At 76.6% G+C, this 21,756-nt stretch carries 19 protein-coding genes and 1 pseudogene; 8 read left to right on the forward strand and 12 right to left on the reverse strand.

The window, feature by feature from the left end; genetic code table 11:
• Positions 1-84: 84 nt before the first annotated feature.
• Entirely contained in the window at positions 85-1,629 is a 1,545-nt protein-coding gene (locus HNR12_RS26580; protein ID WP_179770114.1) for a lyase family protein, read from the forward strand.
• A 568-nt stretch (positions 1,630-2,197) separates the two neighbouring features.
• On the opposite strand, the gene HNR12_RS26585 is transcribed toward HNR12_RS26580, so the two are convergent.
• Positions 2,198-3,388 carry a sensor histidine kinase gene (locus HNR12_RS26585; RefSeq protein WP_179770115.1) on the reverse strand — a complete coding sequence of 397 codons (1,191 nt, stop codon included), beginning with the start codon at positions 3,386-3,388 and terminating at the stop codon, positions 2,198-2,200.
• Between the two features lie 553 nt (positions 3,389-3,941).
• Here HNR12_RS26585 and HNR12_RS26590 point away from each other — a divergent pair.
• Both HNR12_RS26590 and HNR12_RS28015 read left to right on the forward strand, forming a co-directional pair.
• Positions 3,942-4,088 carry a hypothetical protein gene (locus HNR12_RS26590; protein ID WP_179770116.1) on the forward strand — a complete coding sequence of 49 codons (147 nt, stop codon included), beginning with the start codon at positions 3,942-3,944 and terminating at the stop codon, positions 4,086-4,088.
• A gap of 215 nt (positions 4,089-4,303) precedes the next feature.
• Entirely contained in the window at positions 4,304-5,719 is a 1,416-nt protein-coding gene (locus tag HNR12_RS28015) for a sensor histidine kinase (protein WP_218902058.1), read from the forward strand.
• Positions 5,720-5,994: 275 nt separating this feature from the next.
• Here the strand turns inward: HNR12_RS28015 and HNR12_RS28905 are convergent, their stop codons facing one another.
• From HNR12_RS28905 to HNR12_RS26610, 3 genes are all read right to left on the reverse strand, one after another.
• Entirely contained in the window at positions 5,995-7,998 is a 2,004-nt protein-coding gene (locus HNR12_RS28905; RefSeq protein ID WP_246425177.1) for an aldolase/citrate lyase family protein, read from the reverse strand.
• Positions 7,998-9,170, reverse strand: coding sequence for a CaiB/BaiF CoA transferase family protein (locus tag HNR12_RS26605; RefSeq protein ID WP_179770117.1), 1,173 nt, complete (start codon positions 9,168-9,170; stop codon positions 7,998-8,000). The genes HNR12_RS28905 and HNR12_RS26605 overlap by 1 nt, the downstream gene beginning before the upstream one ends.
• Before the next feature lie 131 nt (positions 9,171-9,301).
• The gene (locus HNR12_RS26610; protein ID WP_179770118.1) at positions 9,302-10,750 is read right to left on the reverse strand and encodes a GntP family permease; all 1,449 of its coding nucleotides are present in this window, start codon (positions 10,748-10,750) and stop codon (positions 9,302-9,304) included.
• 493 nt (positions 10,751-11,243) lie between these two features.
• Between HNR12_RS26610 and HNR12_RS26615 the strand changes: the two genes are divergently transcribed.
• Both HNR12_RS26615 and HNR12_RS26620 read left to right on the forward strand, forming a co-directional pair.
• Positions 11,244-12,056, forward strand: coding sequence for an MBL fold metallo-hydrolase (locus tag HNR12_RS26615; RefSeq protein WP_179770119.1), 813 nt, complete (start codon positions 11,244-11,246; stop codon positions 12,054-12,056).
• 148 nt (positions 12,057-12,204) lie between these two features.
• Complete coding sequence (locus HNR12_RS26620; protein ID WP_179770120.1) at positions 12,205-12,423, forward strand: hypothetical protein; 219 nt, start codon at positions 12,205-12,207, stop codon at positions 12,421-12,423.
• A 110-nt stretch (positions 12,424-12,533) separates the two neighbouring features.
• On the opposite strand, the gene HNR12_RS26625 is transcribed toward HNR12_RS26620, so the two are convergent.
• The 8 genes and pseudogenes from HNR12_RS26625 to HNR12_RS26655 all read right to left on the reverse strand — a co-directional run bounded on the left by HNR12_RS26625 (position 12,534) and on the right by HNR12_RS26655 (position 19,661).
• On the reverse strand, positions 12,534-12,980 hold the full coding sequence (locus HNR12_RS26625; RefSeq protein WP_179770121.1) for a hypothetical protein: 447 nt from the start codon (positions 12,978-12,980) through the stop codon (positions 12,534-12,536).
• 100 nt (positions 12,981-13,080) lie between these two features.
• Positions 13,081-13,830, reverse strand: coding sequence for an L-lactate permease (locus HNR12_RS29330; protein ID WP_218903450.1), 750 nt, complete (start codon positions 13,828-13,830; stop codon positions 13,081-13,083).
• Positions 13,831-13,891: 61 nt separating this feature from the next.
• Positions 13,892-14,782 (reverse strand): annotated as a pseudogene (locus HNR12_RS29870) (L-lactate permease); the annotation flags it as partial.
• Positions 14,783-15,001: 219 nt separating this feature from the next.
• The gene (locus tag HNR12_RS26635; protein ID WP_217782173.1) at positions 15,002-15,784 is read right to left on the reverse strand and encodes an IclR family transcriptional regulator; all 783 of its coding nucleotides are present in this window, start codon (positions 15,782-15,784) and stop codon (positions 15,002-15,004) included.
• 248 nt (positions 15,785-16,032) lie between these two features.
• Positions 16,033-16,821, reverse strand: coding sequence for an SDR family oxidoreductase (locus HNR12_RS26640; protein WP_254904157.1), 789 nt, complete (start codon positions 16,819-16,821; stop codon positions 16,033-16,035).
• A complete protein-coding gene (gene kduI / locus HNR12_RS26645) occupies positions 16,818-17,648 on the reverse strand; it encodes a 5-dehydro-4-deoxy-D-glucuronate isomerase (protein ID WP_179770122.1) in 831 nt (276 codons plus the stop codon). The genes HNR12_RS26640 and kduI overlap by 4 nt, the downstream gene beginning before the upstream one ends.
• A gap of 169 nt (positions 17,649-17,817) precedes the next feature.
• Complete coding sequence (locus HNR12_RS26650) at positions 17,818-18,726, reverse strand: endonuclease/exonuclease/phosphatase family protein (protein ID WP_179770123.1); 909 nt, start codon at positions 18,724-18,726, stop codon at positions 17,818-17,820.
• Between the two features lie 392 nt (positions 18,727-19,118).
• Positions 19,119-19,661, reverse strand: a complete 543-nt coding sequence (locus HNR12_RS26655; RefSeq protein WP_338119831.1) for a TetR/AcrR family transcriptional regulator — start codon at positions 19,659-19,661, stop codon at positions 19,119-19,121.
• A 109-nt stretch (positions 19,662-19,770) separates the two neighbouring features.
• Between HNR12_RS26655 and HNR12_RS26660 the strand changes: the two genes are divergently transcribed.
• The 3 genes from HNR12_RS26660 (at position 19,771) to HNR12_RS26670 (ending at position 21,731) form a co-directional block, all read left to right on the forward strand.
• Complete coding sequence (locus tag HNR12_RS26660; RefSeq protein WP_179770125.1) at positions 19,771-20,673, forward strand: alpha/beta hydrolase; 903 nt, start codon at positions 19,771-19,773, stop codon at positions 20,671-20,673.
• A 184-nt stretch (positions 20,674-20,857) separates the two neighbouring features.
• Positions 20,858-21,064: a hypothetical protein gene (locus HNR12_RS26665; protein WP_179770126.1), complete on the forward strand. Its 207-nt coding sequence runs from the start codon at positions 20,858-20,860 to the stop codon at positions 21,062-21,064.
• 154 nt (positions 21,065-21,218) lie between these two features.
• The gene (locus HNR12_RS26670) at positions 21,219-21,731 is read left to right on the forward strand and encodes a DUF1360 domain-containing protein (protein WP_179770127.1); all 513 of its coding nucleotides are present in this window, start codon (positions 21,219-21,221) and stop codon (positions 21,729-21,731) included.
• Positions 21,732-21,756 lie beyond the last annotated feature (25 nt).

Here is a 21,756-nt window from a genome sequence, read left to right on the forward strand (position 1 = left end):
GCCGATGGCCGCCCCCGCGCCGCGACCGTCCGGCCGCGCGGGGGCGTCTCGGCGTGCGGGCGGCACCGCCGCGAAGGGAGGGACATGCCCGAGAAGACGGCGTCCGGAGCGCCGCGCACCCGCGCGGCCGCCCGCCGGCGCCGCGCCCCCGAACGGGGCGGCCGCCTGATGAACGCCGCCCCGGCCCTGGCGCCGACCGGGCCGCTCACCGACACCGGCCTGCTCTGCCCGGTGCGCGCGGGGACCCCCGTGGAGCGGGCGGTCGCCGACGACGCCTGGCTGCAGGCCGCGCTCGACGCCCAGGCGGCGCTGGCCCGCGCCCAGGCGTCCCTGGGCGCGCTGCCCGAGGAGGCGGCCCGCACCATCACCTCCGTCGCCGCCGACCACGGCCTGGACCCGCGCCTGGTCGCGGTCGCCGCCCGAGAGAACGCCAACCCGGCGGCGGCCCTCCAGCGCGCGTTCACCGCCGTGCTCGCCCAGCGCGACCCCGACTGCGCGCGGCACGTCCGCCGCAGCACCACCGCCCAGGACGTGTTCGAGACCGGCGCGATGCTGGTCGCCAAGCGCGCGCTGCGGGTGCTGCGCGGCGAACTGGAGACCGCGGAGCGCGCGCTCGCCGCCCTGTCGGCCGCCCACCGCGCCGCGCCCCCGGCCGGGCGCGGCCCCGCAGCCCGCGCCGTGGGGGTCATGCTGGGCCTGCGGGCGGCCGGATGGTCGGCACAGGTGCGCCGCGCCCGCGCCCGGATCGAGTCGGTGCTGGACACCGGCCTGCCGGTGGTGCTCGGCGGCGGCTCGGGCACCGGGGAGCCGTTCGCCGAGGACGCGGGATACCCCGGTGCGCCTGGCGGCGACGGTGCCCCCGGTGGCGACGGCGGCAGTGGCGGCGACCGGGGCGGCGCGGTCGAGCCGCGCGACCCCGCCCGCCGCGCCGCGCTGCTGGCGGCCGCCTTCGCCCGCGAGACCGGCCTGGCAGCGGGCCCGCTGCCAGGCCCCGAGCCCGGGGCCGGACCCCGCGCGCCGCTGGCCGACATCGCCGCCGCCTGCGACGCCACCGCCGAGGTGCTGGGCCGGGTCGCGGCGGCGGTGCCGGTGCTGCCGCGCGGCCGCGCCACCCCCTGGGTGGGTCCCGACGAGCGCGGCCCGATCCTCGCGGCGGCGCTGCAGGGCTGCGCGGTCCAGATCCCCGCACTGTCGGGCGCGCTCGTGCGCTGCCTGGTGGCGAGCGACGACCGTCCGCCGGGCAGCTGGCAGGGGGAGTGGACGCTGCTGCGCGAGTGCCTGCGGCTGACCGGCGGGGCCACCCACACCCTGGCCGAACTCGCGAGCGAGCTGCGTCTGCGGCTGGACCCCGAGGCGCTGGCCGACGAGCACGGCGCGGGCGGCGCCGCCGCCGTACGGCGGCTCGCCGAGACCCTCGCCCCCGGCCTCGGCCGCGCGGGCGGGGCCCGCCCGGCGGCGGGCTGCGGCGCGGTGGCCGGTGCCGCCGACCCGGCGGCACCCGACGCACTCGGCGGCACGCCCCTGCCCCGCCTGCCCGGCGCCCTCACACCCCCGCCCCCACCCGACGCCCTCACCCCCGCCGCCTGGCCGGCCTCCCACCGCACCCCGGCCGCCGCCCACCACGGCTGACCACCGAGGCACCCCCGTGCGCCGCCGGTGGCCATGAGCACCGGCGGCGGATGATCGGCGCAGCGGACGGCGACGGCCGGAGCCCGGGGCGCCGGAGTGCGAGAGCGCGGGCGGGAGACCCCCAGGCGCTCGGATGCGCGCCGCCCGGTCGAGCCGCGCCGCCCTCCGCTCTTCGTCGGCACCCGGTGCGCCTGCCTCGTGTGGCCGTCGACGGAAAGCGCACATGGGGCCATAGCGCCAGATTGAGGGGGTGTGGGTGCACGGTATGGCGGTCTTGGCTGCCCGGCCCCTCGAATGTGCGGAGCAGGGCGGCTCCCGGGAGCGGAGCGGCCCGTCGTCATCCCGCCGGGAACCGCGCAGGATGCGGGCGCGCGGTCCGGGGACGCCGGGGCGCGCACGCCCGCGGACCGCGCGCCCGCTCGGCCGAGGGCCCGGCGAACGAGCGCGCCCGCGTGGTGCGCCGCCCGCGTCGGCGCCGCTCGGCGGTGGCGGCAGACACGACCGCCGCGGCCGGCGCTCACCTCCGGGCGCCGGCCCGGGCCGCGACCTCCGTGGCCGGGCCGGCGGGTCAGGGGCCCGTGCCGGCGCGGGCCGGGCGGGCCAGGGGGGCCGGGTCGACCGGCAGGGTGATGCGCAGGCGGAAGCGGCCGGCGCCCGCGCGGCCCGTGGACAGGGAGCCGCCGGCCGCGCGCAACCGCTCCGCCAGGTCGGCGAGCCCGCCCTCGGACGGCTTCTCCGCCGCCGGCGGGTCGGCCGGGTTGACGCCGTCGTTGACCATCTCGGCCACCACCTCGCAGCCCCGGCGGCGGATCGTGACGGAGCAGTACTCGGCGCGGCTGTGGCGCAGCACGTTGCTCGCCCCCTCGCGCAGCGCCGACGCCAGCAGCATGCTCGCGTTCAGCGGCAGCCGCCCGCAGTCGTTGGCCATGTCCACGCGCACTCCCGCCGTGGTCAGCACGGCGCGCACCGAGCGGCACTCCGCCTCCAGCAGCAGCTCGCGGTACCCGCGCGCCACCGCCCGCATGTCGGTGGAGGCCCGTCGGCTGATCTGGAGGATCTGCGCCAGCTCCTCGCGCGCCTGGGCCGGACGGGACGTGATCAGCCGCAGCGCCAGTTCACACTTCATCGACAGCTCCGAGAGCTTGTCGCCCAGCAGGTCGTGCAGCGAGCGGGCGAACCCCAGCCGCTCGCGCGCCACGGCGGCGTCGGCCAGTTCGTCCTTGGTGCGGCTCAGGTGCACCGCCAGGTCGCGCAGCCGGCAGATGCCGTAGAGCACCAGCCCCGAGACCACCGCCTGCACCGCCATGTAGACGGGACCGCCGTTCTGCGCCGGCGGCACCGCGCCGAACTGGGTGTGCACCACCACCACACCCGACACGACCAGCGCGAACACCGGCCAGGCCGAGCGGTGCGGCAGGATCAGCAGCGCGCTGCCGGCGAGGAAGCCGGGCATGCCCAGCCACGCGTCCTGGGTCACCAGCGGCGGCAGGAACACCAGCACGGACTGCACCGCCAGCCCGGCGCGGGCGCGCACGCGGTGCTCCGGGCGGGGCGCCCAGCGGCACAGCGCGAACTGGAGCGGGAGCAGGGCGGTCAGCACGGCCAGCGCCAGCGCGGTCTCGGCCGGGGAGGAGGGCCGCAGCAGCAGGTGCAGCGCGCTGATGAGGTAGTAGCCGCCGATGACCAGGGCGACCGAGGACCGCAGGCACCCCAGCGCGGACTCGGGCACCAGCTCGCTGCCGCGCGCACCACCACGCATGCCGGTCCTCCCCGGGTCCCACTGACCGCTTCGCCGTCGCGGGGAGCGGACCGCGCCGCGCCGCCGGCTCACGGCCGCGCCGGCCCGGCGCAGCGCGCGCCCGGGAGGCCCGGTCACCGACGAGCCTATGCGGCGGCCCGGCGCGCGCGAAAGCACGGGGCGCCGCGCCTCCCGGGCGGCCCGGCCGGCGCGGGACGGTCCCTCGGCCGGTCCGCGGTCCGCCTCGCCGCGCGGCACCGAGTCCTCGGGCGCGGTCAACGGGGCGACGGATACTGCCATGGCACCTCCTCCACACGTCTCTACGACACGGTGCCCGCCGGGGGTTCCGAAGACGTTGCGGAACCCCCGGCGGCGGCCCCCGGCCTCCGGCAGCGGCCCCGGCACACGGCCGGGGCGCGCGGCGGCGCCCGGGCCGGGCCGTGAGGAACGCACCCGCCCGGTCGTGACGGGCGCACTACCCGACGTCCGCACAGGGCACGACAATGGGCCGTGCATGTCAGCCCCCCGTCCGAATGCTGTGCCCCATGGGAATGTGCGAATGGAGGAGCGGAACATGTCTACCCAGGAAACGGCCCTCCGACCCGGTCCGGTTTCGGTCGAGCCGAATGACCTCGTGATCGAGGAGTTCGACAACTGGACCACCGCCGAGGACGCCGTGGTCACCCCCACCTCGATCTGCACCCGCCCCGCGGCCTCCTGAAAGCCCGGTCCGGCGCCACGGCGGGCGCGCGTCCCCGCGCCGCTCGCCCGGGGCGGCGCACTGCGGTGCGCCGCCCCGCTGCCGTGCCCGCCGAGGGCGGCGAGCCGTCCGTATTGCCGGATTGACGTACCGGCTGTATATCCTCCGATGCGGACCGGCAGCGCCGCCCGTCCGACCCCCTGTGCCCGGTTCGACGCCTGCGGGAGCGGATATCCATGGCATCCGACAACGGCTCGGCGGACCAGACTCCCTCCTCTGCTGCGACAACCATGGCCCCCCGGCTGGCGTGGGCCGTCACGGCGACCGTCTTCGCCGGCCTGTGCGCGGTCGGCTTCATCAACGTGGTGCAGCTGCGCCTCGGTCCCGTGCCCACCGCCGTCTCGCTCGTCCTCATGGCCGCCCTGCTCGCGCTGCAGCTGCTCCAGGGCGCCTGGTCGGGCCGCCGCGAGCGCCGCACGGCCGCGACCTGGCTGCTGATCCCCCAGGCCATGCTCGCCTGCCTGCCGCTGCTGTACTACGGCCAGGCGTGGGTGGGCATGCCCATCCTGCTGGCGGGCAGCCTGCTGCTCGTGCTGCCGCGCACCGTCGGCCGGGTGGCCTTCGGGCTGCTGGCGGTGGTGATGGGCGCCGTGCAGGGCGCCTTCGGCGGCGGTCCGGCGGCCATCGCCTACACGGCGGTCTCCACCTGCGTGCTGGGGCTGGCGGTCTACCTGCTCTGCCACCTCGGCGAGATCGTCCGCGAGCTCGGCCTGGCGCAGGGCGAGCTCGCGCAGATGGCGGTCATCCGGGAGCGGCTGCGCTTCGCGCGCGACCTGCACGACCTGCTGGGCTACAGCCTGTCGGCCATGACCCTCAAGGCGGAGCTGGCGCACCGGCTGGTCGACCGCCAGCCGGGCAAGGCCCGCCAGGAGGTCGCCGAGGTGCTCTACATCGGCCGCCAGGCGCTGAGCGACGTGCGCGCGGTGGCCCACGGCTACCGCGACCTGTCGCTGGACCACGAGTGCCGGTCGGTGCGCTCGGTGCTGGAGTCCGCCGACGTCGACCTGCGGATGCGGGTCGAGACCGTCGACCTGCCGCCCGCCGTGGCCACGGTGGTGGCCACCCTGCTGCGCGAGGGCGTCACCAACCTGCTGCGGCACAGCAAGGCGGAGCACTGCGCGATCACCGTTGAGGTGCGCGGCGACCGCCTGTACGCCGAGATCGCCAACGACGGCGTGGACGAGGACGTCGACGGCGCGGCGGTGCGCTCCTCGGGCGGGCTGCGCAACCTGGAGGAGCGCGCGGCGGCCCTGGGCGGCAGCCTGGTCGCCGAGCGCCCCACGGCGGCGCTGTTCCGACTGGCCCTGGAGATCCCCCTGCCCCCGGGCGGCACGGGGGAGCCGACGGCCGCGCCCGCACCGGACGGCGGCGCGACCGGCGACTCCGAGGCGGACGCCGCGTACGGCGGACCGGCCGCCCGGGATAGAGAGGACACCCACGAGGGGCGGGACACGCGCGCGAGACGGCGCGAGGAAGACGGCGCGCCCGGTGTCCGGGGCGCGCACAGCGGACCGGCCGCGCACGGCTCAGGCGACCACGACACACCCGGCGATTCCGCCCCGACCGACGACGGCACGGCCCCCGAGAACTGAGTCCGCCGAACCCGCCCGCCGTCCCGGCTCGCGGCGGTCGCCCGGGGCGTACGTCTCCCCAGGGCGGTCGGACCGCCGGCGCGCTCCATCGAAGACGGTCCGCCGCCCGGCGCGCCCGGCGCGCGGCAGGCGAGCCCGTTGACGGCGGCCGCCGCCCCGGTTGGCGGCCTTCGGCGTGAGGGCGTCCCGTCCGGAACCGGTCGGCGGGACGCGCGCTGGGCCGGCGCGGCGTCATGTTGGTACACCGAACCGGTGCCGGTCGCCCGGACCGCCTCCTAGTCCGGGCCGTCGCCGCCCTCCGCCAGGCGGATTCCGGGCCACTCGCCCTTGGCGCCCAGCGCGGTGGTGACCTCCACGATGCCGTGGCGCACCGCCGACACCGCGTCGCGGGGCTCGTAGTAGTCGGAGACCGTGCACACCGCGACATAGCGGTCCAGCACCGGGTCGACGATGCGGCGGACCTCCAGGCCGGGGGTGCGCATCAGGGCGGTGACGCTGGACATCGGCAGCACCGCCCACGCCTCGCCGCTCTCGGCGATGCGGGTCATGGTGCCCAGCGACTCCACGTCGGCGGCGATGGTGGGGGTCCACCCCCGGTCGGCGAACGCCCGGTCGAGGATGTCGCGCAGGTTGCTGCGCCGGCCCGGCACCACCAGCGGCAGCCCGCGCAGTCCGGCCAGCGGGACCTCGCCGACGCCCGAGCCGACGGCCCCGCCGCCCGCCGCGTCCGCCGCCGCGTCCGGGGCCGGGCAGGCGCCCGTGCGGCGTCCGACCAGGTACAGCTCCTCGGCGTAGAGCACCGTCTCGCCCGCCCGGGGCGCGTCGTCGGCGCGGAAGAGCACCGCCAGGTCCAGCCGCCCCACGTGCAGCAGTTCCTGGATGTAGCCGCTCATCGACTCGAAGATCTGCAGGTGCACACCCGGGTAGTGCCGCTTGGTCCAGGTGAACAGGGCCGGTGCCAGGTAGACCGCCACCGTCGTGGGCAGGCCCACCGCCACCGCGCCCTGGATGGTGTGGCGGTCGCTGCCGACGTCCTGGGTGATCCGGTCGAACTGCCGCACCAGGTGCTGGGCGTCGCGGTAGAGGGCGCGGCCCGCGGGCGTGGGCACCACGCCGCGCGGTCCGCGCTCCACCAGGCGCACGCCCAGCTCGCTTTCCAACTGGGTCATGCGCTGGCTGACCGCCGGCTGCGAGACGAACAGCCGCGCCGCGGCGCGGGTGAAGCTCCCGCTGTCGATGACGGCGATGAAGTCCCGCAGATGCGCGATGTCCACCGGTTCCCCCCTCGGCCGATCCCCCTCCGCGCCGGCCGCGGACCCGCCCGGTGCCCCGCCCACCCGGCGCCCCGCCCAGTCGGCGGGCTCGGGGCTCCCGGCGCTCCCGATGCTTCCAGCGTTCCCGGTGCCGCCGCCGCGCCCGGCGCGCTCCGCGCGTTCCAGCAGGCGGCGGGCCCGCTCCACGACCGGCCGGTCGATCATCTCACCGTCGCGGGCCACCGCGCCCTCACCGGCCGCGCCCGCCTCATCGGCCGCGGCCAGCACGCCGCGCGCCCACTCCACCTCGGCGGGCTCGGGCGCGAACGCCCCGGCCACCGCCGCCACCTGCGAGGGGTGCACGCACAGCTTGCCGCCGAAGCCCCACCGCCGGGCGCGCGCGGCGTCGCGCGCGGCGGCATCGGGGTCGCGCACGGCCGTGGTGACGCCGTCCACCGGCGGCGGCAGCCGGAACGCCGCCGAGTGGCGGACCAGGTCGGCGCGCGCGGAGTCCAGCGCCGCGTCGTCGCTCACGCCCAGGTCCAGGGCGAGGTCCACCCCGCCGAAGAGCAGCCGCGCGCTCTCCTCGCACCCGGCCACGCTCCGCAGGTCCACCAGCGCCCGCGCCGTCTCCACCAGCGGCAGCACCGGCGCGCCGCACGCCTGGGCGGCTGCGCGCACGTCCTGCGCCGACTCCGCCTTGGGCAGCACCACCGCCGCGGGGCCCAGCTCCCGGCACAGCGCGGCGTCCTCGGCGAACTCCGGGGCGGTGCGCGCGTTCACGCGCACCACCACCGCCGGACCGCCCGCCTCCGTGAGCGCGGGCCTCAGCGCGCGCGGCCACGCCTCGGCCAGCGCCCGCCGGGCCTCGGCCTTGGCGCCGGCCGGAACGCTGTCCTCCAGGTCCACGATCACCGCGTCCGCTCCGGCGGCGACCGCCTTGGCGTAGCGGTCGGGCCGCACGGCCGGGACGAACAGCCAGGTCACCGCGCCGGCCAGCGCGGGGTGCGGCGCGGGCGCCGCCATCACACGACCCCCTCGGCGCGCAGGTCGGCGACCTCCTCGGCCGGCAGGCCCAGCTCGCCGAGGATGGCGTCGGTGTGCTCGCCCAGGGCGGGCACCGGGTCCATGCGCGGCGCACCGGCGACACCGGGCGGCGCCAGGGCGGGCACCCGGCCCGCCGGGGTGTCGACCTCGTGCCAGCGCCCGCGTGCGGCGAGCTGGGGGTGGCGCCACACGTCGGCGAGGCCGTTGACGCGGGCGTAGGCCACCGGGATGGCGGCGAGCAGCGCGGTGGCCTCGTCGCCGGACAGCTCGGCGAAGCGCGCGGAGATCACCGCGCCCAGCGCCTCGCGGTTGGCGTTGCGGGCGGCGTTGGAGGCGTAGTCGGGGTCCTCGGCCAGGCCCGGGCGCTCCAGGAAGCGCGCGCAGAAGGCGCGCCACTCCCGCTCGTTCTGGACGGCCATCATGACCACCGTCTCGTCGCGGGCGGTGAAGGGGCCGTAGGGGTAGATGGTGGCGTGTGCGGCCCCGGCGCGCGGCGGCGGCTCGGCGCCCTCGTAGGTGTAGTAGAGCGGGAAGCCCATCCACTCCACGGTGGCCTCCAGCATCGACACGTCCAGGTGGGCGCCGACACCGGTGCGGGCGCGCTCCAGCAGCGCCGCCAGGATCGAGCTGTAGGCGTACATGCCGGCGGCGATGTCGGAGACCGAGATCCCCACCTTGGCCATGTCCTCGCCGGTGCCGGTGACCGACAGCAGGCCCGACTCGCTCTGCACCATGAGGTCGTAGGCCTTCATGGTCTCGTAGGGGCCGGGCGAGCCGTAGCCGGAGATGTCGCAGACGACGAGCCGGGGGTCGGCGGCCCGCAGCTCCGCCGCGCCCAGCCCGGCGCGGGCGGCGGCGCCGGGCGCCAGGTTCTGCACGAACACGTCGGCGCCGGCCAGCAGCCGGCGCAGCACGGCCAGGCCGCGCGGGTCCTTGAAGTCCAGCGTCAGGGACTCCTTGCTGCGGTTGACCCACACGAAGTGGGAGCTGAGCCCGTTGACGCGGGAGTCGTAGCCGCGGGCGAAGTCGCCCGCGCCGGGGCGCTCGACCTTGATGACGCGCGCGCCGAGGTCGGCGAGCTGCCGGGTGGCGTAGGGAGCGGCGATGGCCTGCTCCAAGGACACGACGGTCGTTCCGCGAAGCGGCTGCATGGCGTCCTTTCTCTTGCGTGGCGGAGGGGTGCGTTCGCGGGGGGCGTGCGGGGAGTGCGGGGGTGCGGCCTCGGGACCGCGCGGGAGCGGGCGGCCGGTCGCGCCGGCCGCCCGCCCGAGGGGGATGGGTGCTAGACCACCAGGGCCACGGCACACACCAGGACCAGGGAGACCACCGAGGCCAGCGCCGTGACGAACGTGAGCGCCTTGAGGGCGCCCCGTGTGGAGATCCCCAGCAGGGACTGGAACATCCAGAAGAAGTTGCTGTTGACGTGCAGCGCGAACAGGGCGCCCGAGCCGATCGCCAGGCCGATGACCACCGTGGGGACGTCCAGGCCGCCCAGGATGGGGGCGAGGATGCCGGCGGCGGTGATCGCGGCCACCGAGATCGAGCCGATGGCCAGGTGCAGCACCGCCGCGATCAGCCAGGCCAGGACCACGGCCACCAGGGCGGGCGTGCCGTGCTCGGCCGAGAAGAAGCCGCCCAGCACGTCGGCCAGCGCGGTCTCGCCGATGACGGCGCCCAGGGAGCCGCCCACACCGGTGACCAGCAGGATCTGGCCGGTGGTGTTCAGGCCCTCGTTCAGCGCCTCGTTGGTGCGCTTGGTGCCCAGCGCGCCCCGGGCCAGCAGGTAGGCGCCGACCAGGCCGACGAACAGGGCCAGCGCCGGGTCGCCGAAGAACGCGACGGCGGCCGACTCCACGCCGGCGGCCTCGGCGACGGCGCCGCCGCCGATCATGACCAGCGGCACCAGGATCGGCAGCAGGGAGACGTAGAGCGGCGGGGTGCGGGTCGCGCCGCGCTGCTCCACGGCCACACCGCCGGCGCCCCCGGCTCCGGCCGTGCCGCCGGACCCGTCCGCGCCCGCGGTACCGGTCGGGCCCTCCGGGGCGTCCGCCGCCGTGACGGCGGCGCCCGGCTCGCCGGGCGCGAGCTCCTGCTCGTCCTTGGCGGCGTTCCACCAGCCCATCCGCAGCAGGCGGCTGAACAGGAACGTGGTGAGCACCGAGGTCACCAGCGCGATGGGGAAGCCGTAGAGCATCATCGTGCCCAGCGGGAGGTCCAGCAGGCCGGCGATGGACACCGTGCCCAGGCCCGGGATCACGAAGACGTAGCCGATGAGGATGCCCGCGCTCAGCGCGCCGCCCATCAGGGCCAGGCCGTGCCGGCCGATCCGCGGGGCGGCCGAGCGGGCCAGCGGCGAGGCCAGGACCAGCTGCACGTCCACGTAGATGGACGGGAAGATCGTGCTCAGCACTGCGGCCAGCGTGTAGGGCAGCCGCCGGGGGCCCAGGAGCCGCAGCAGCAGCTCCACCAGCTTCTGCAGCGCGCCCATGGCGAACAGCAGTGAGCCCAGCAGGACGCCGAACCCGATTAACAGGCCGACCTCGGCCATGATGTCGCCGAATCCGGTGGCGATCGTGGTGATGGTCTTCTCAAAGCCCAGCCCGGCCGCCAGACCCAGGTAGATCGAGCCGACCACGAGGGCGATCACCGGCTCGACACCCGCCCAGATGATCAGCAGCACCACACCGACGATGGCGATCGTCGCGTGGAGCACGACCAAGGTGTCAGTCATCTTGCTCTTCCATAGTCAGACCCGTGCGGGTTCGGCGCCGCCGTCCGCGCGCGGCGCGGCGGTCCGCGGCGCACGAGCGGCGGCGCGCGACCGCGTCCGCACGGCTCGCGCACTTCGGCACGCACCACGCCCGGGCGCCGACAGCGGTGGCGGCGCGGCGCGGTGCCGTCGGGGGCCAGGGCGGCGGGGCCATCCCGCGCGCCGCCGGGAGGGGCGGGGCGCGTGTGGCTGAATGGGGTCACCACCGCCTGTGGTCCGCGACACAGACCCGCCCATGCAACACGAATCCGGCTCGGTTTGGGTAGAGGGGCGTTTCCATGATCCATATAAGCCCCGCTTATGGCTTCGTCGCGGCATATGCCCAGGCCAGCGCGCTGCCGGCTCTCGGCGGTGCCCCGGCCCCGCGGCGCCCCGCCCGCCCCGCGCCACCCCGCCGCCGCTTCATCGAACCGGCGGGTGTGGGCCGGGCGCCCGCCCCGGGTAGTCGCCGGCCATGGCCGAACACGCGAGCACGAACGGGTCGGTGCGCTTCATCGGCACCGCCACCACGCTCATCACCTGGCGCGACCTCACCGTCCTCACCGACCCCAACTTCCTGCACCGGGGCCAGTACGCCTACCTCGGCAAGGGCCTGGTGTCGCGGCGGCGGACCGAGCCCGCCCTCGCCCCCGAGGACCTGCCGCACCTGGACGCGGTGGTGCTGTCGCACCTGCACGGCGACCACTTCGACCGCATCGCCCGCCGCCGCCTGCACCGCGAGGTCCCCGTCCTCACCACGCCCAAGGCCGCGACCCGGCTGCACCAGTGGGGGTTCTCCCGCTCCGTGGGCCTGCGGACCTGGCGCCATCACACCCTCGCCGCCGCCGACACCACGCTGCGCGTCACCGCGGTACCCGGCCGGCACGCGCCGCGCGGCCTGCCCTGGCTGCTGCCCCCGGTGATGGGGACCGTCCTGGACTTCTCCGCGCCCGGCGCCGCCCTGCGCGTCTACGTCACCGGCGACACGCTGCTGTTCCCCGGCCTCGCCGAGATCCGGGACCGCTTCCCCGGCATCGACCTGATGGTCGTGCACCTGGGCGGCACCACGGGCGGCACCACGCTGCCCGGCGGCCTGGTGGTGACCATGGACGGCCGGGCCGGCGCGCGGCTGGCCGACCTGCTGCGGCCCGGCCGCGTCCTGCCGGTGCACTACGACGACTACACCGTCTTCAGATCGGGCCTGGCGGACTTCCTGGCCGCCATGCGCGAGCGCGGCCTGGGGGCCGACGTCACCGTGGTGGCCCCGGGGGAGTCCCTGGCCCTGTGAGCGGCCGGGCGCGGCGGACCGGCCGAGGTCCCCGGCCGCCTTCATCCGCGCTTGACCCGCGCACCGGGTTGCGTTGACACCGGCGCGGGCAGCGCGGGCCCTTGGGCGCACACTCGTGCGCCGCACACGATGAGGGAACGGGTGAACGATGATCAAGAAACTGGCCCAGATGGGCCTGACCGCCGACATGGCCTATGCCGCGGGAGCCGCCTCGATCGGGCTGAGCTTCCTGTCCTGGTGCGTGTCCCTCAAACGGGAGGACGCCGGCATCGACCGCGCCGACCGGTGGGGCCTGTTCGTGGGCGAGTGGGCGCCGACGTTCTTCGCGCTGGGGATCGCCCTGCGCCTGGAGGAGGGCCGCAGGTAGCCCGGCCGCAGGACGCCCGGCCACGCGTGTGCGCCGCGCCGGCGGCCCCGCCCGGGAGGACGTCCCGGTGCGGGGCCCCGCCGCGCGCCGCGGGCACGGCCCGCGGCACCTCAGCGGCCCCGGCGCCACCGGCGCAGCGCCGCGGCCAGGCCCCAGCCGTAGACGACGTGGGCGGCCGCCAGGGTCGCCACGCGGTCGGGCCGGTCGCGGTGCAGCGGCGGCTGGGCGCCGATGCGCGGCGCCCAGCCCTGGTAGCCGGCGGCCATGACGGCCAGCGCGTAGCCCGCTCCCAGCAGGCGCGAGGGCCGGCGGCGGCCGGTGGCCGCGCCGAACAGCGCCCCCGCCGCCGCGCCGAACCCGGCGTGGGCGACGGCCGTCGCCGCGTTCTCGCCGCGCCGGGGCACGGCGCCGCCGCCCCCGGGCAGCAGCGCCCGCACGATGTGGCGGGGCGGCTGCCCGTGGCCGGACAGCCGGCGCCCGGCCTCCAGGACCGCCGTCATCGCCCCGGTGGCGAGCACGCCCGCCGCCGCCCCCTGCGCGGCCCCCTTGACCACCATGGCCGCCTCCTTCCCGTCCGGATGCCCGATGCCCGGGGCACTACCGGCGGCGGGCCGCGCCAAACGTCGCGCCCGCCGCCGGGGCCCCGCGGCGCGGGCGTCACGGCGTGGGGATCATCCACGGCAGCAGGTGGGCCTGCACGAGGGTGAGCAGCCCGACCACGGCGGTCAGCAGCACCGACCAGCCGAACGTCTGGCGCAGCAGCACCGACTCCTTGCCGCTCTGCCCGATCGCGGTGGCGCCCACCGACAGGTTCTGCGGCGAGATCATCTTGCCCATCACGCCGCCGGTGGTGTTGGCCGAGCCGGCCAGCACCGGGTTGACGTCCAGCTGCTGGGCCGAGACGACCTGCATGGGGCCGAACAGGCTGTTGGACGAGGCGTCGGAGCCGGTGAGGAAGACCCCCAGCCAGCCCACGAACGCGGCGAAGAACGGGAACAGCACGCCGGTGGTGGCCAGGGCCAGCCCCAGGGTGGAGGTGGCGCCGGAGTAGTTCATGACGTGCGCGATGGCCAGGATCATGGTGATGGTGGCCAGCGCCCAGCGCATCTGCACGGCCGTCTCCCAGTAGACCCGGGCCAGCGTGCGCACCGAGGCGCCCATCACCAGCCCGGCGATCACCGAGGCGACCAGTGCCACCGTGCCGGCCGAGTACAGCAGGTCCAGGCTCAGTTCGGCGGGGTAGGGGGTGTCCTCGGCGGTGATCGGCGGGACGCGCACGACCTCCTCGTGCAGGCCGGGCCAGGGGACGACCACGGTGGCGGCCTGCAGCCAGGCGGTGACGTCCGCCCACGGCGGCAGGTTCTCGAAGATGCTGCCGACGCGGGAGACGAAGATGACCGCGATCAGGAATCAGGTAGGGGGTCCAGGCGCGCACGCCCCGGTGCTCGGGCTCAGCGCCCTCGGCGCCGGCCGCCTCGGGCCGGGCGTCGTCGGCCGGCTCGCCCTCGAAGCGCCACACCGTCGTGGGCCGCCAGAACCGGGTCAGCCCCCACAGCGCCCCCATGGAGGCCAGGGCCGAGACCACGTCGACCAGGCTGGGACCGAGGTAGTTGGCCACCAGGAACTGGGTGACGGCGAAGGTGCCGCCGGTGGCCAGCAGCGCCGGCCACACCTCCAGGGTGCGCCGCCAGCCCGCCAGGACCGCGACCAGCAGCGCCGGGACCACCAGCGACAGCAGCGGCAGCTGGCGCCCGGCCATGGCCGAGAACAGCTCCGTCGCGGTCTCGGGGTCGGTGTCCATCAGGGGCCCGGCCACCGTGCCCAGCACGATCAGCGGGTTGCCCAGGCCGCCGAAGGCCACCGGTGCGGTGTTGGCCAGCAGCGCCAGCACCACGGCCTTGATCGGCTGGAAGCCCAGGGCGGCCATCATGGCGGCGGTGATGGCGATCGGCGAGCCGCCGCCGGCCACGCCCTCCAGCAGCGCGCCGAATCCGAAGGCGATGAGCAGCGCCTGGAGCCGGCGGTCGGGGTTGAAGCCCGAAAGCGCGCGGCGGATGCTCTCGAAGCGGCCGGTGGCCACGGTGACGTTGTGGAAGTAGACGGCGTTGAACGCGATCCAGGCGATAGGCCAGATGCCGAACACCAGGCCCAGCACCGTGCTGGAGGCCAGCAGGTCGACAGGCATGCGGTAGGCGGCGAAGGCGACGACGACCGCGGTGCCCAGGCCCAGGGCGGCCGAGAGGTGGGCCGAGCGGCGGAAGGCGCCGAGGGCGAGCAGCAGGACGACGATGGGGAGTGCGGCGACGATCGCGGAGAGCCACAGGGGCCCGACCGGGTGGTAGTTCTGGACCCAACCCATAGCGGAACCTCGAAGGGGAGTCGGTGCGCGGCGGGGCGCTTCAGGGGGTGAGGGGGGTGGCGCGCCGTGCGGCGGCGGCGCCGGCGCGCGGGGGCGCGGCGCGGTGCGCGTGGCGGCACGGGGTGGCGCGCAAGGCGCCGGGAGCGGGCCGCGGCGGGGCGGTGCCCGCGGGTGCGGGCGCCGCCCGCGCGGGGGAGCGCGGGACGCTGCGGCGGTGTGTCAGCCGGCGGCGGGCACGTGGCCCAGGCGGCGCGAGAGCGCGGCGGCGGTCTCGGCCACGAGCGGGCCGAGTTCGTCGACGCGCATCAGCACGCGGCCGGCGGGTCCGGCGATGCTCATGGCGGCGATCGCGGCGCCGGAGCGGTCGCGCACGGCGGCGGCCACGCAGCCGACGTCGGGCTCGTTCTCGATGTTGTCCACGGCCCAGCCGCGGGCGCGTACCCGGTCCAGTTCGGCCAGCAGTTCGCCGGCGTCGACGATGGTGTTGGGTGTGCGCCGGGCCAGCGGCAGGGCGCGGACGCGCTCGGCGGCCTCGTGGCGCGGCAGCGCGGCCAGCCACGCCTTGCCCAGGCTGGTGGCGTGCAGGGGGCGGCGCCCGCCGAGGCCGGCGCTGGGCGCGACCGAGCTGGGCCCCTGCTCCCGCGCGACGTAGAGCATGGAGTCGTCATCGGGGATCGCCAGGTACACGGTCTCGCGCGTGCGCTGGGCGAGGTCCACCATGACCGGCGGCGCCACCCGGAACAGGTCGGCCGAGGACAGCGCCTTCACGCCGAGGTCGACCAGGCGCACGCCCAGCCGGATGCGCCCCGTGGCGGGGTCGGCCTCCAGGTAGCCCAGTTCCTTGAGCGTGTTGACGGTGCGGTAGGTGGCGCTGCGGCTCAGCCCCAGCGCCCGTGCGACGGCGTTGGTGCTGACGTCCCCGTGCGCGCCCACGTGCTCCATGATCGCGAGGCCCCGCTCCAGGGTGCCCCGCCCCGCCATGCCCCGCGCGGTCTCCGTCACGCCCATCTCCTCCATCGGGAGACGAGTGTACTGACTGCTGACCCGGCATTGTGTCCCGCCTATCGGTACATTGTCTCTTTCAACGGGAAGAGGGTAAGCCGAGTCACATCGCAGTGGCAAGGAGGGGAGGCGGGGGAATCGCGCCGGACGGGCTGCGGGGCTGCTGGGCGGGGCGTGCCGCGGGCACGCCGAGGGCCCGGCGGGCGCGGGGGCCGGCCGGGCCGGGGCGGAGGGGGTGCGGGGAGGGGCTAGCGGGCCAGCCACCCCCCGTCGACGGCGAGCACGTGGCCGGCCATGTAGTCCGAACCGGGGCCGGCGAGGAACACCACGGCGGCGGCCAGGTCCTCGGGGCGGCCCCAGCGGCCCGCCGGGATGCGCGCCTCGATGGCGGCCGAGCGCTCGGGGTCGGCGCGCAGCGGCGCGGTGTTGGCGGTGGCGAAGTAGCCCGGCGCCAGCGCGTTGACCTGGACCCCGTGCGGCGCCCACTCGTTGGCCAGGGCCTTGGTGACGCCGACGACGGCGTGCTTGCTGGCGGCGTAGCCCACGACGTTGATGCCGCCCTGGAAGGACAGCAGCGAGGCGATGTTGACGACCTTGCCCGCACCGCGCTCCAGCATGGGGCGGCCGACCTCGCGGGTCAGGGCGAACAGCGACTCCAGGTTGACGTCGAGCACCGCGCGGAAGTCCTCGTCGGCGTGCTCGCTCGCGGGCGCGCGCCGGATGATGCCGGCGTTGTTGACCAGGATGTCGACCCGGTGCCGGGTGAGCAGGTCGCGCGCCGCCGCGGCCACGCGCCCGGGGTCGGCGAGGTCGACGGACTCCTCCCAGGCGCGCCGGCCGGCCGCCTCGACGTCGGCGCGCGCGTCGGACATGTCGCCGCCGTGGCCCAGCAGCACCACGTCGGCGCCCGCCCGGGCCAGCCCGGCCGCCGCGGCCCGGCCCAGGCCGGTGCGCGCGCCGGTGACCAGGGCGGTCCGCCCCTCCAGGGAGAACATCGCGGCCAGCCCCTCGGCCGGCGCCGGTGCCGCCGCGCTCATCGCAGCTCGTCCATCGCGACGTGGTCCATGTCGGCGAAGTCGTAGTTCTCGCCGGCCATCGCCCACACGAAGGAGTAGTTGGCCGTGCCCGCGCCGCTGTGCATGGACCAGCTGGGCGAGATGACGGCCTCGCGGTCGGCGACCACCAGGTGGCGGCTCTCCTCGGGGCGGCCCATCAGGTGCAGGACGCGGTCGTCGGGGCCGAGGTCGAAGTAGAGGTAGCACTCGGTGCGCCGCACGTGGGTGTGGGCGGGCATGGTGTTCCAGACGCTGCCGGGGGCCAGCGCCGTGTAGCCCATCATGAGCTGGCAGCTGCGCACCGTGGTGCCGTCGACGTACTTGCGCAGGGTGCGGACGTTGGCGTTGTCGGGGCTGCCCAGCTCGACGCCCTCGACGTCGGACTCGCGCACGAGGACGGCGGGGTGGGCCTGGTGGGCGGGGGTGGAGAAGAGGTAGAGGCGGGCGGGGTCGGCGGGGTCGGCCGAGGACAGCGCGATCTCGCGGGTGCCCATGCCGAGGTAGACGAGGTCGCGCGGCCCCAGGTCGAACTCGGCGCCGTCGGCGGTGACCGTGCCGCGCCCGCCGGTGCAGAAGACCGCCAGCTCGCGCCGCTCGGCGAAGTAGGCCGTGCGCAGCGGGTCGTAGGCCCCCAGGCGCAGCGGCTCCGCTAGCGGCACCGCCCCGCCCAGCACCACCCGGTCCTGGTGGCTGTAGGTCAGCCGCAGCTCGCCGGGCGTGAACATGCCCTGCACCAGGTAGCGCCGGCGCAGCTCGTCGGTGCCGTAGTGGCGGGCGTCGTCGGGATTGGTGGCGAAGCGGACGTCCATGCCTTCTCCTTCGGTCCCCGTGTGTACCGATGAACGGTACATGGTCCCAGTTTTCGGGACAAAGCTATCACCCGAACCGCGATCCGTCGGCGGTTCACCGCCGACGGCGGGGGTGGGCGGGGTGGCCGGGGGTCACGCCAGGGCGGAGAAGGCGCCGAACTCCGCCCGGTCAGCGGGGGACGGCGGAGCCGCGCAGCATGCGGTGGTCGCTCCAGACCACGTCGCTCACCGTCGCGGGGCCCGGCGACCAGCCGGCGGTGTCGAAGTAGAGGTAGTCGATCGCCAGGGTGGCGGCCTCGAACGGGTAGGCCGGGCCGTAGGTGGGCGCGGCACCCGCGTCGGCGGCCACCGCTCCCGCGTGCAGGCCGGCGGCGTAGCCGTCGGCGGAGGTGGTGTTGAGGTCGGCGCCGACGACGACGCGGTAGCCCCGCGCGACGGCGGCGTCGATCCGCTCGCCCAGCTGCCGGGCGTACCAGGTGCGCAGTGAGCCGTCGGGATCCACGCCGCTGTGCACGAAGTGCGCGGAGCAGGCCAGCGTCCGCGACGTGTCGTCCACCAGGCAGGCGGCGCCCTGCGTGGCGGGGGAGCCGGGGTCGGGCGGGTCGAACTCCATGCCCGCGACGCGGACGCGGCCGCCGGGGCCGGACTTCTTGACGGCGACGGCCGTGCCGGCGAGTTCGGGCTGCACCGAGCCCGGGCCGTTGGGAATCCCGCACCGGATGAACTCGCCGGTCCGCACGTCGCGCGCCGGCCGGAAGTACACCCCCCAGTCGGTGCCCAGGCGCTTGCGCAGCGGCGCCACGTGCGAGACCGCGCAGACCTCCTGGAGCATGATGTAGGCCAGGTCCGGGTCGGTCAGCGCCTGCCCGGCGGCGGCCGCCGCCTTCAGCGCCGGGTCGGTGCGGCCGGGGCAGTGCTCGGCCGTGCCGCACAGGTTCCACGTCAGGGCCGACCGCGCCTGGGGGCGCGGCGGAGCGGCCTCGGCGCCCGCCGTCGTTGTGCCCGCCGGTGTGATCGACAGGCCGAGCAGCAGCGCTGCGCCGGCGAGGACGGCGGCGGCGTACCGGGCCAACCGCATCGGCTGGGCCTCCTTGAGGGGGGCGAGGGGCGTCGGGGTGAAGGGCGCGGGGGAGCCGGTGGCACGGCGCGGGCGGACCCGCGGGGGCGGGCCGCCGGGTCGGGGCAGGGCGGGGCGGGTCCGGCGGGGGCGGGGCCCGTGGGCGCGCGCCGCGTCGCGTCGCGGAGCGGAGGCGGGCGGCACGGCCCCGGCGCGGGGCAGGAGCGGGGGCCGCGGGACCGGGGGACGCGCCCCACCGCACGAAGTCGACCGGAACAGCGGCGAGGGGGCGCGCGCGGTCCACGATAACCGCATAATCCCAGGTAGAGGGACATCACCCCCACCGATCTCACAACACACCCCCGTGACCCGGCCCACTCCGGGCGCCGTCCGGGGGAGTGGGCGGCGGTGGGTCAGTCGGCGGGGGCGGCCATGGCGCACAGGGCCGTGGTGACGGCGGCGAGTTCGGCGGGGTCGTCCAGGACGATCCGGTGCAGGTAGGCGTCTGCCGCGTGCACCAGGAGGAGCGCGCCGCGCTCGGCCTCGGCGCGGTCGTGTCCGCACCGCGCGAACTCGTCGGCCAGCGCGGCGGCCACCCGGGCATACGTCCCCTCCAGCCGCTCCACCGCCTCCCGGGGGCGCGGGGTGTACCGGTACATCAGCCGGTGCAGGCCGGGGCGCTCGCGGTGGACCTCCGCCACGGACTCCACCAGCGTCCGCACCGCCCGCCGCCGGTCGGGCTCCTCGGCGCGCAGACCCGCGAGCGCGGCCGTCGCCGCGCGCTCGGCGTCCTCCACGTGCCGCTCGGTGAGCGCGAGCAGCATCGCCTCCTTGTTCGGGAAGTACTGGTAGAGCGTGCCGATGGAGTAGCCCGCCCGCTCGGCGATGCGGTTGGTGGTCGCGTCGGGCCCCTCGCGGTCGAAAACCTGAGCAGCCGCCTCCAGCAGCACCTCCACCGTGTGCCGGGACCGCTGCTGACGTGGCCGTTTGCGCGGCGCGGAGGCACCGTCGCGACCTGCGGAAACGCGACTTGTGGCGCCGGTCGGCCGCTTCGAGACTGCTGGCATGCACGAACGCTACCTGAACGCCCTGCCCGCCGCCCTGCGGCCCGACCCCCTGCCCAGCCGCGAATCCACGTGGTGGCGCTGGCGCGACACCGACGTCCACGTCGAGCGGGTGGGCGACCCACAGGCGGCGGCCCGCGTCCTGTTCCTGCACGGGCTGGGCGGGCACGCGGCGGCGATGTGGCCCTACGCCGCGCTGCTGGCCGGGCGCGGCCTGCGCGTCGCAGTGCCCGACCTGCCCGGGTTCGGCCGGACCCGCGTTCCGCGCCCCGGTGCCGTCCGCTACGCCGACTGGGTCGCGATGGCCTGCGACCTCCTGCGCGCCGAACGCGCGGCGCACGCGGGCCCGCTGGTGGTCGTGGGCGCCAGCATGGGCGGGATGCTGGCCTACGACGCGGCCACCCGCACCGGCGCGGCGGACCGCGTGGTCGCCACCTGCCTGCCCGACCCGCGCGACGCGGCGGTGCGGCGGCGTATGGCCCGCTCGCCGCTGCTGAGCGCGGCGGCCCGGCCGGCGCTGCGGGCGGTCGCGGGGCCGCTGGCGGGGGTGCGCGTGCCGCTGCGGTGGCTGACCAACATGCGCGCCATCAGCAACGAGCCCGGCCTGGCGGACCTGATCGCGGGCGACCGGCGCGGCGGCGGGAACCGGATGCCGCTGGGCTTCCTGCGCGACCTGCTGGACTCGGCGCCGGCGCTGGAGCCCGAGCGGGCGACGTCGCCGGGGTTCGTCCTGGCGCATCCCGGGGACGACCGGTGGACTCCGCTGGCGGTCAGCCTGCCGTTCTTCGAGCGCATCGCCGCACCCAAGGAACTCGTCGTCCTGGAGGGGGCGGGCCACTTCCCCGTGGAGCGGCCCGGGGTGGAGCGGCTGGTGGACGCGGTGGCGGCCGCCGTGCCGCACTGAGGGGGGAGGGGGAGCCCGGCGGGGCGGGGCCGGGGCCGGCGGGCGGAACGGGCGGGGGAGCGGAACCGGTAGGCGGGACCGCCGGCGGGCCGGAGTCGGCGTTAGCCCGAAGGCCGCCCGGCTGGGTGCCTCACCCCCAACGGCGGCGGCCGATGAGAAGCGGCGCCCCGCGCGGTCCACCCCTGTGACGGCACACGCTGAGAGGGAGACACCATGGACGACACCGCTGGTCGGCCTGATGATCGGCGCGCTCATCACCCAGTTCCTGTACTTCGACGGCCAGAACGCGGCGACGCCGGTGATCCTGGGCGTCCTCGCCGCCGTGGTCGCCTGGGGCCGCCGCGACCGGACCGCCGCCCTGGTCCGCCGGGTGTCCGGCCGCCGGGGGTGAGCCGCCGTCCGGCGCGGGGGCGGGTTGCGGGCGGCCGCCCCGGCCCAGCACCCGGCGGGTGAACCGGTACCAGCCCGACCGGCACCGCGGCCGCACCCCGGCGGCTGTGGTAGCGATCGGGGAGCGCCACCGGCCGCTGTGCGAAAGGACGACCATGACCTCGATCGTGCAGACCGTGAACGAGGAGAGGCGCGAATACGAGGGCGGCGCCTCCCGTCCCACGCGGGCCTACTTCGCGACACTGCTGACCTACGGGGGCTGCCTGGCCGCCCTCGCGGGACTGACCCGCCTGCGCGGGCGGACGCTGCCCGACTCCCTGTCGCCGCGGGACCTGTTCCTGATCTCCCTCTCCACGCACAAGCTCTCGCGCACTCTGGCCAAGGACCCCGTGGCCAGCCCGCTGCGCGCCCCCTTCACCCGCTTCAAGGGCGCGTCGGGCCCGGCGGAGCTGCACGAGGAGGTGCGCGGAACGGGGGCCCGCCACGCCGTCGGAGAACTCCTCACCTGCCCGTTCTGCCTGGCCCAGTGGGTGGCCACCGCCCATGTCGCCGGCCTGATCTTCGCTCCCCGCGCCACCCGCCTGGCCGCGGGGACGATGACCGCCGTGGCGTTCTCCGACTGGCTGCAACTGGCCTACGCCTGGCTCCAGCAGCGCGCCGAGGACTGAACCGCCCGCACCGCGCCGGCCTCGC

Source organism: Streptomonospora nanhaiensis (assembly GCF_013410565.1).
Classification (GTDB): Bacteria; Actinomycetota; Actinomycetes; order Streptosporangiales; family Streptosporangiaceae; genus Streptomonospora; species Streptomonospora nanhaiensis.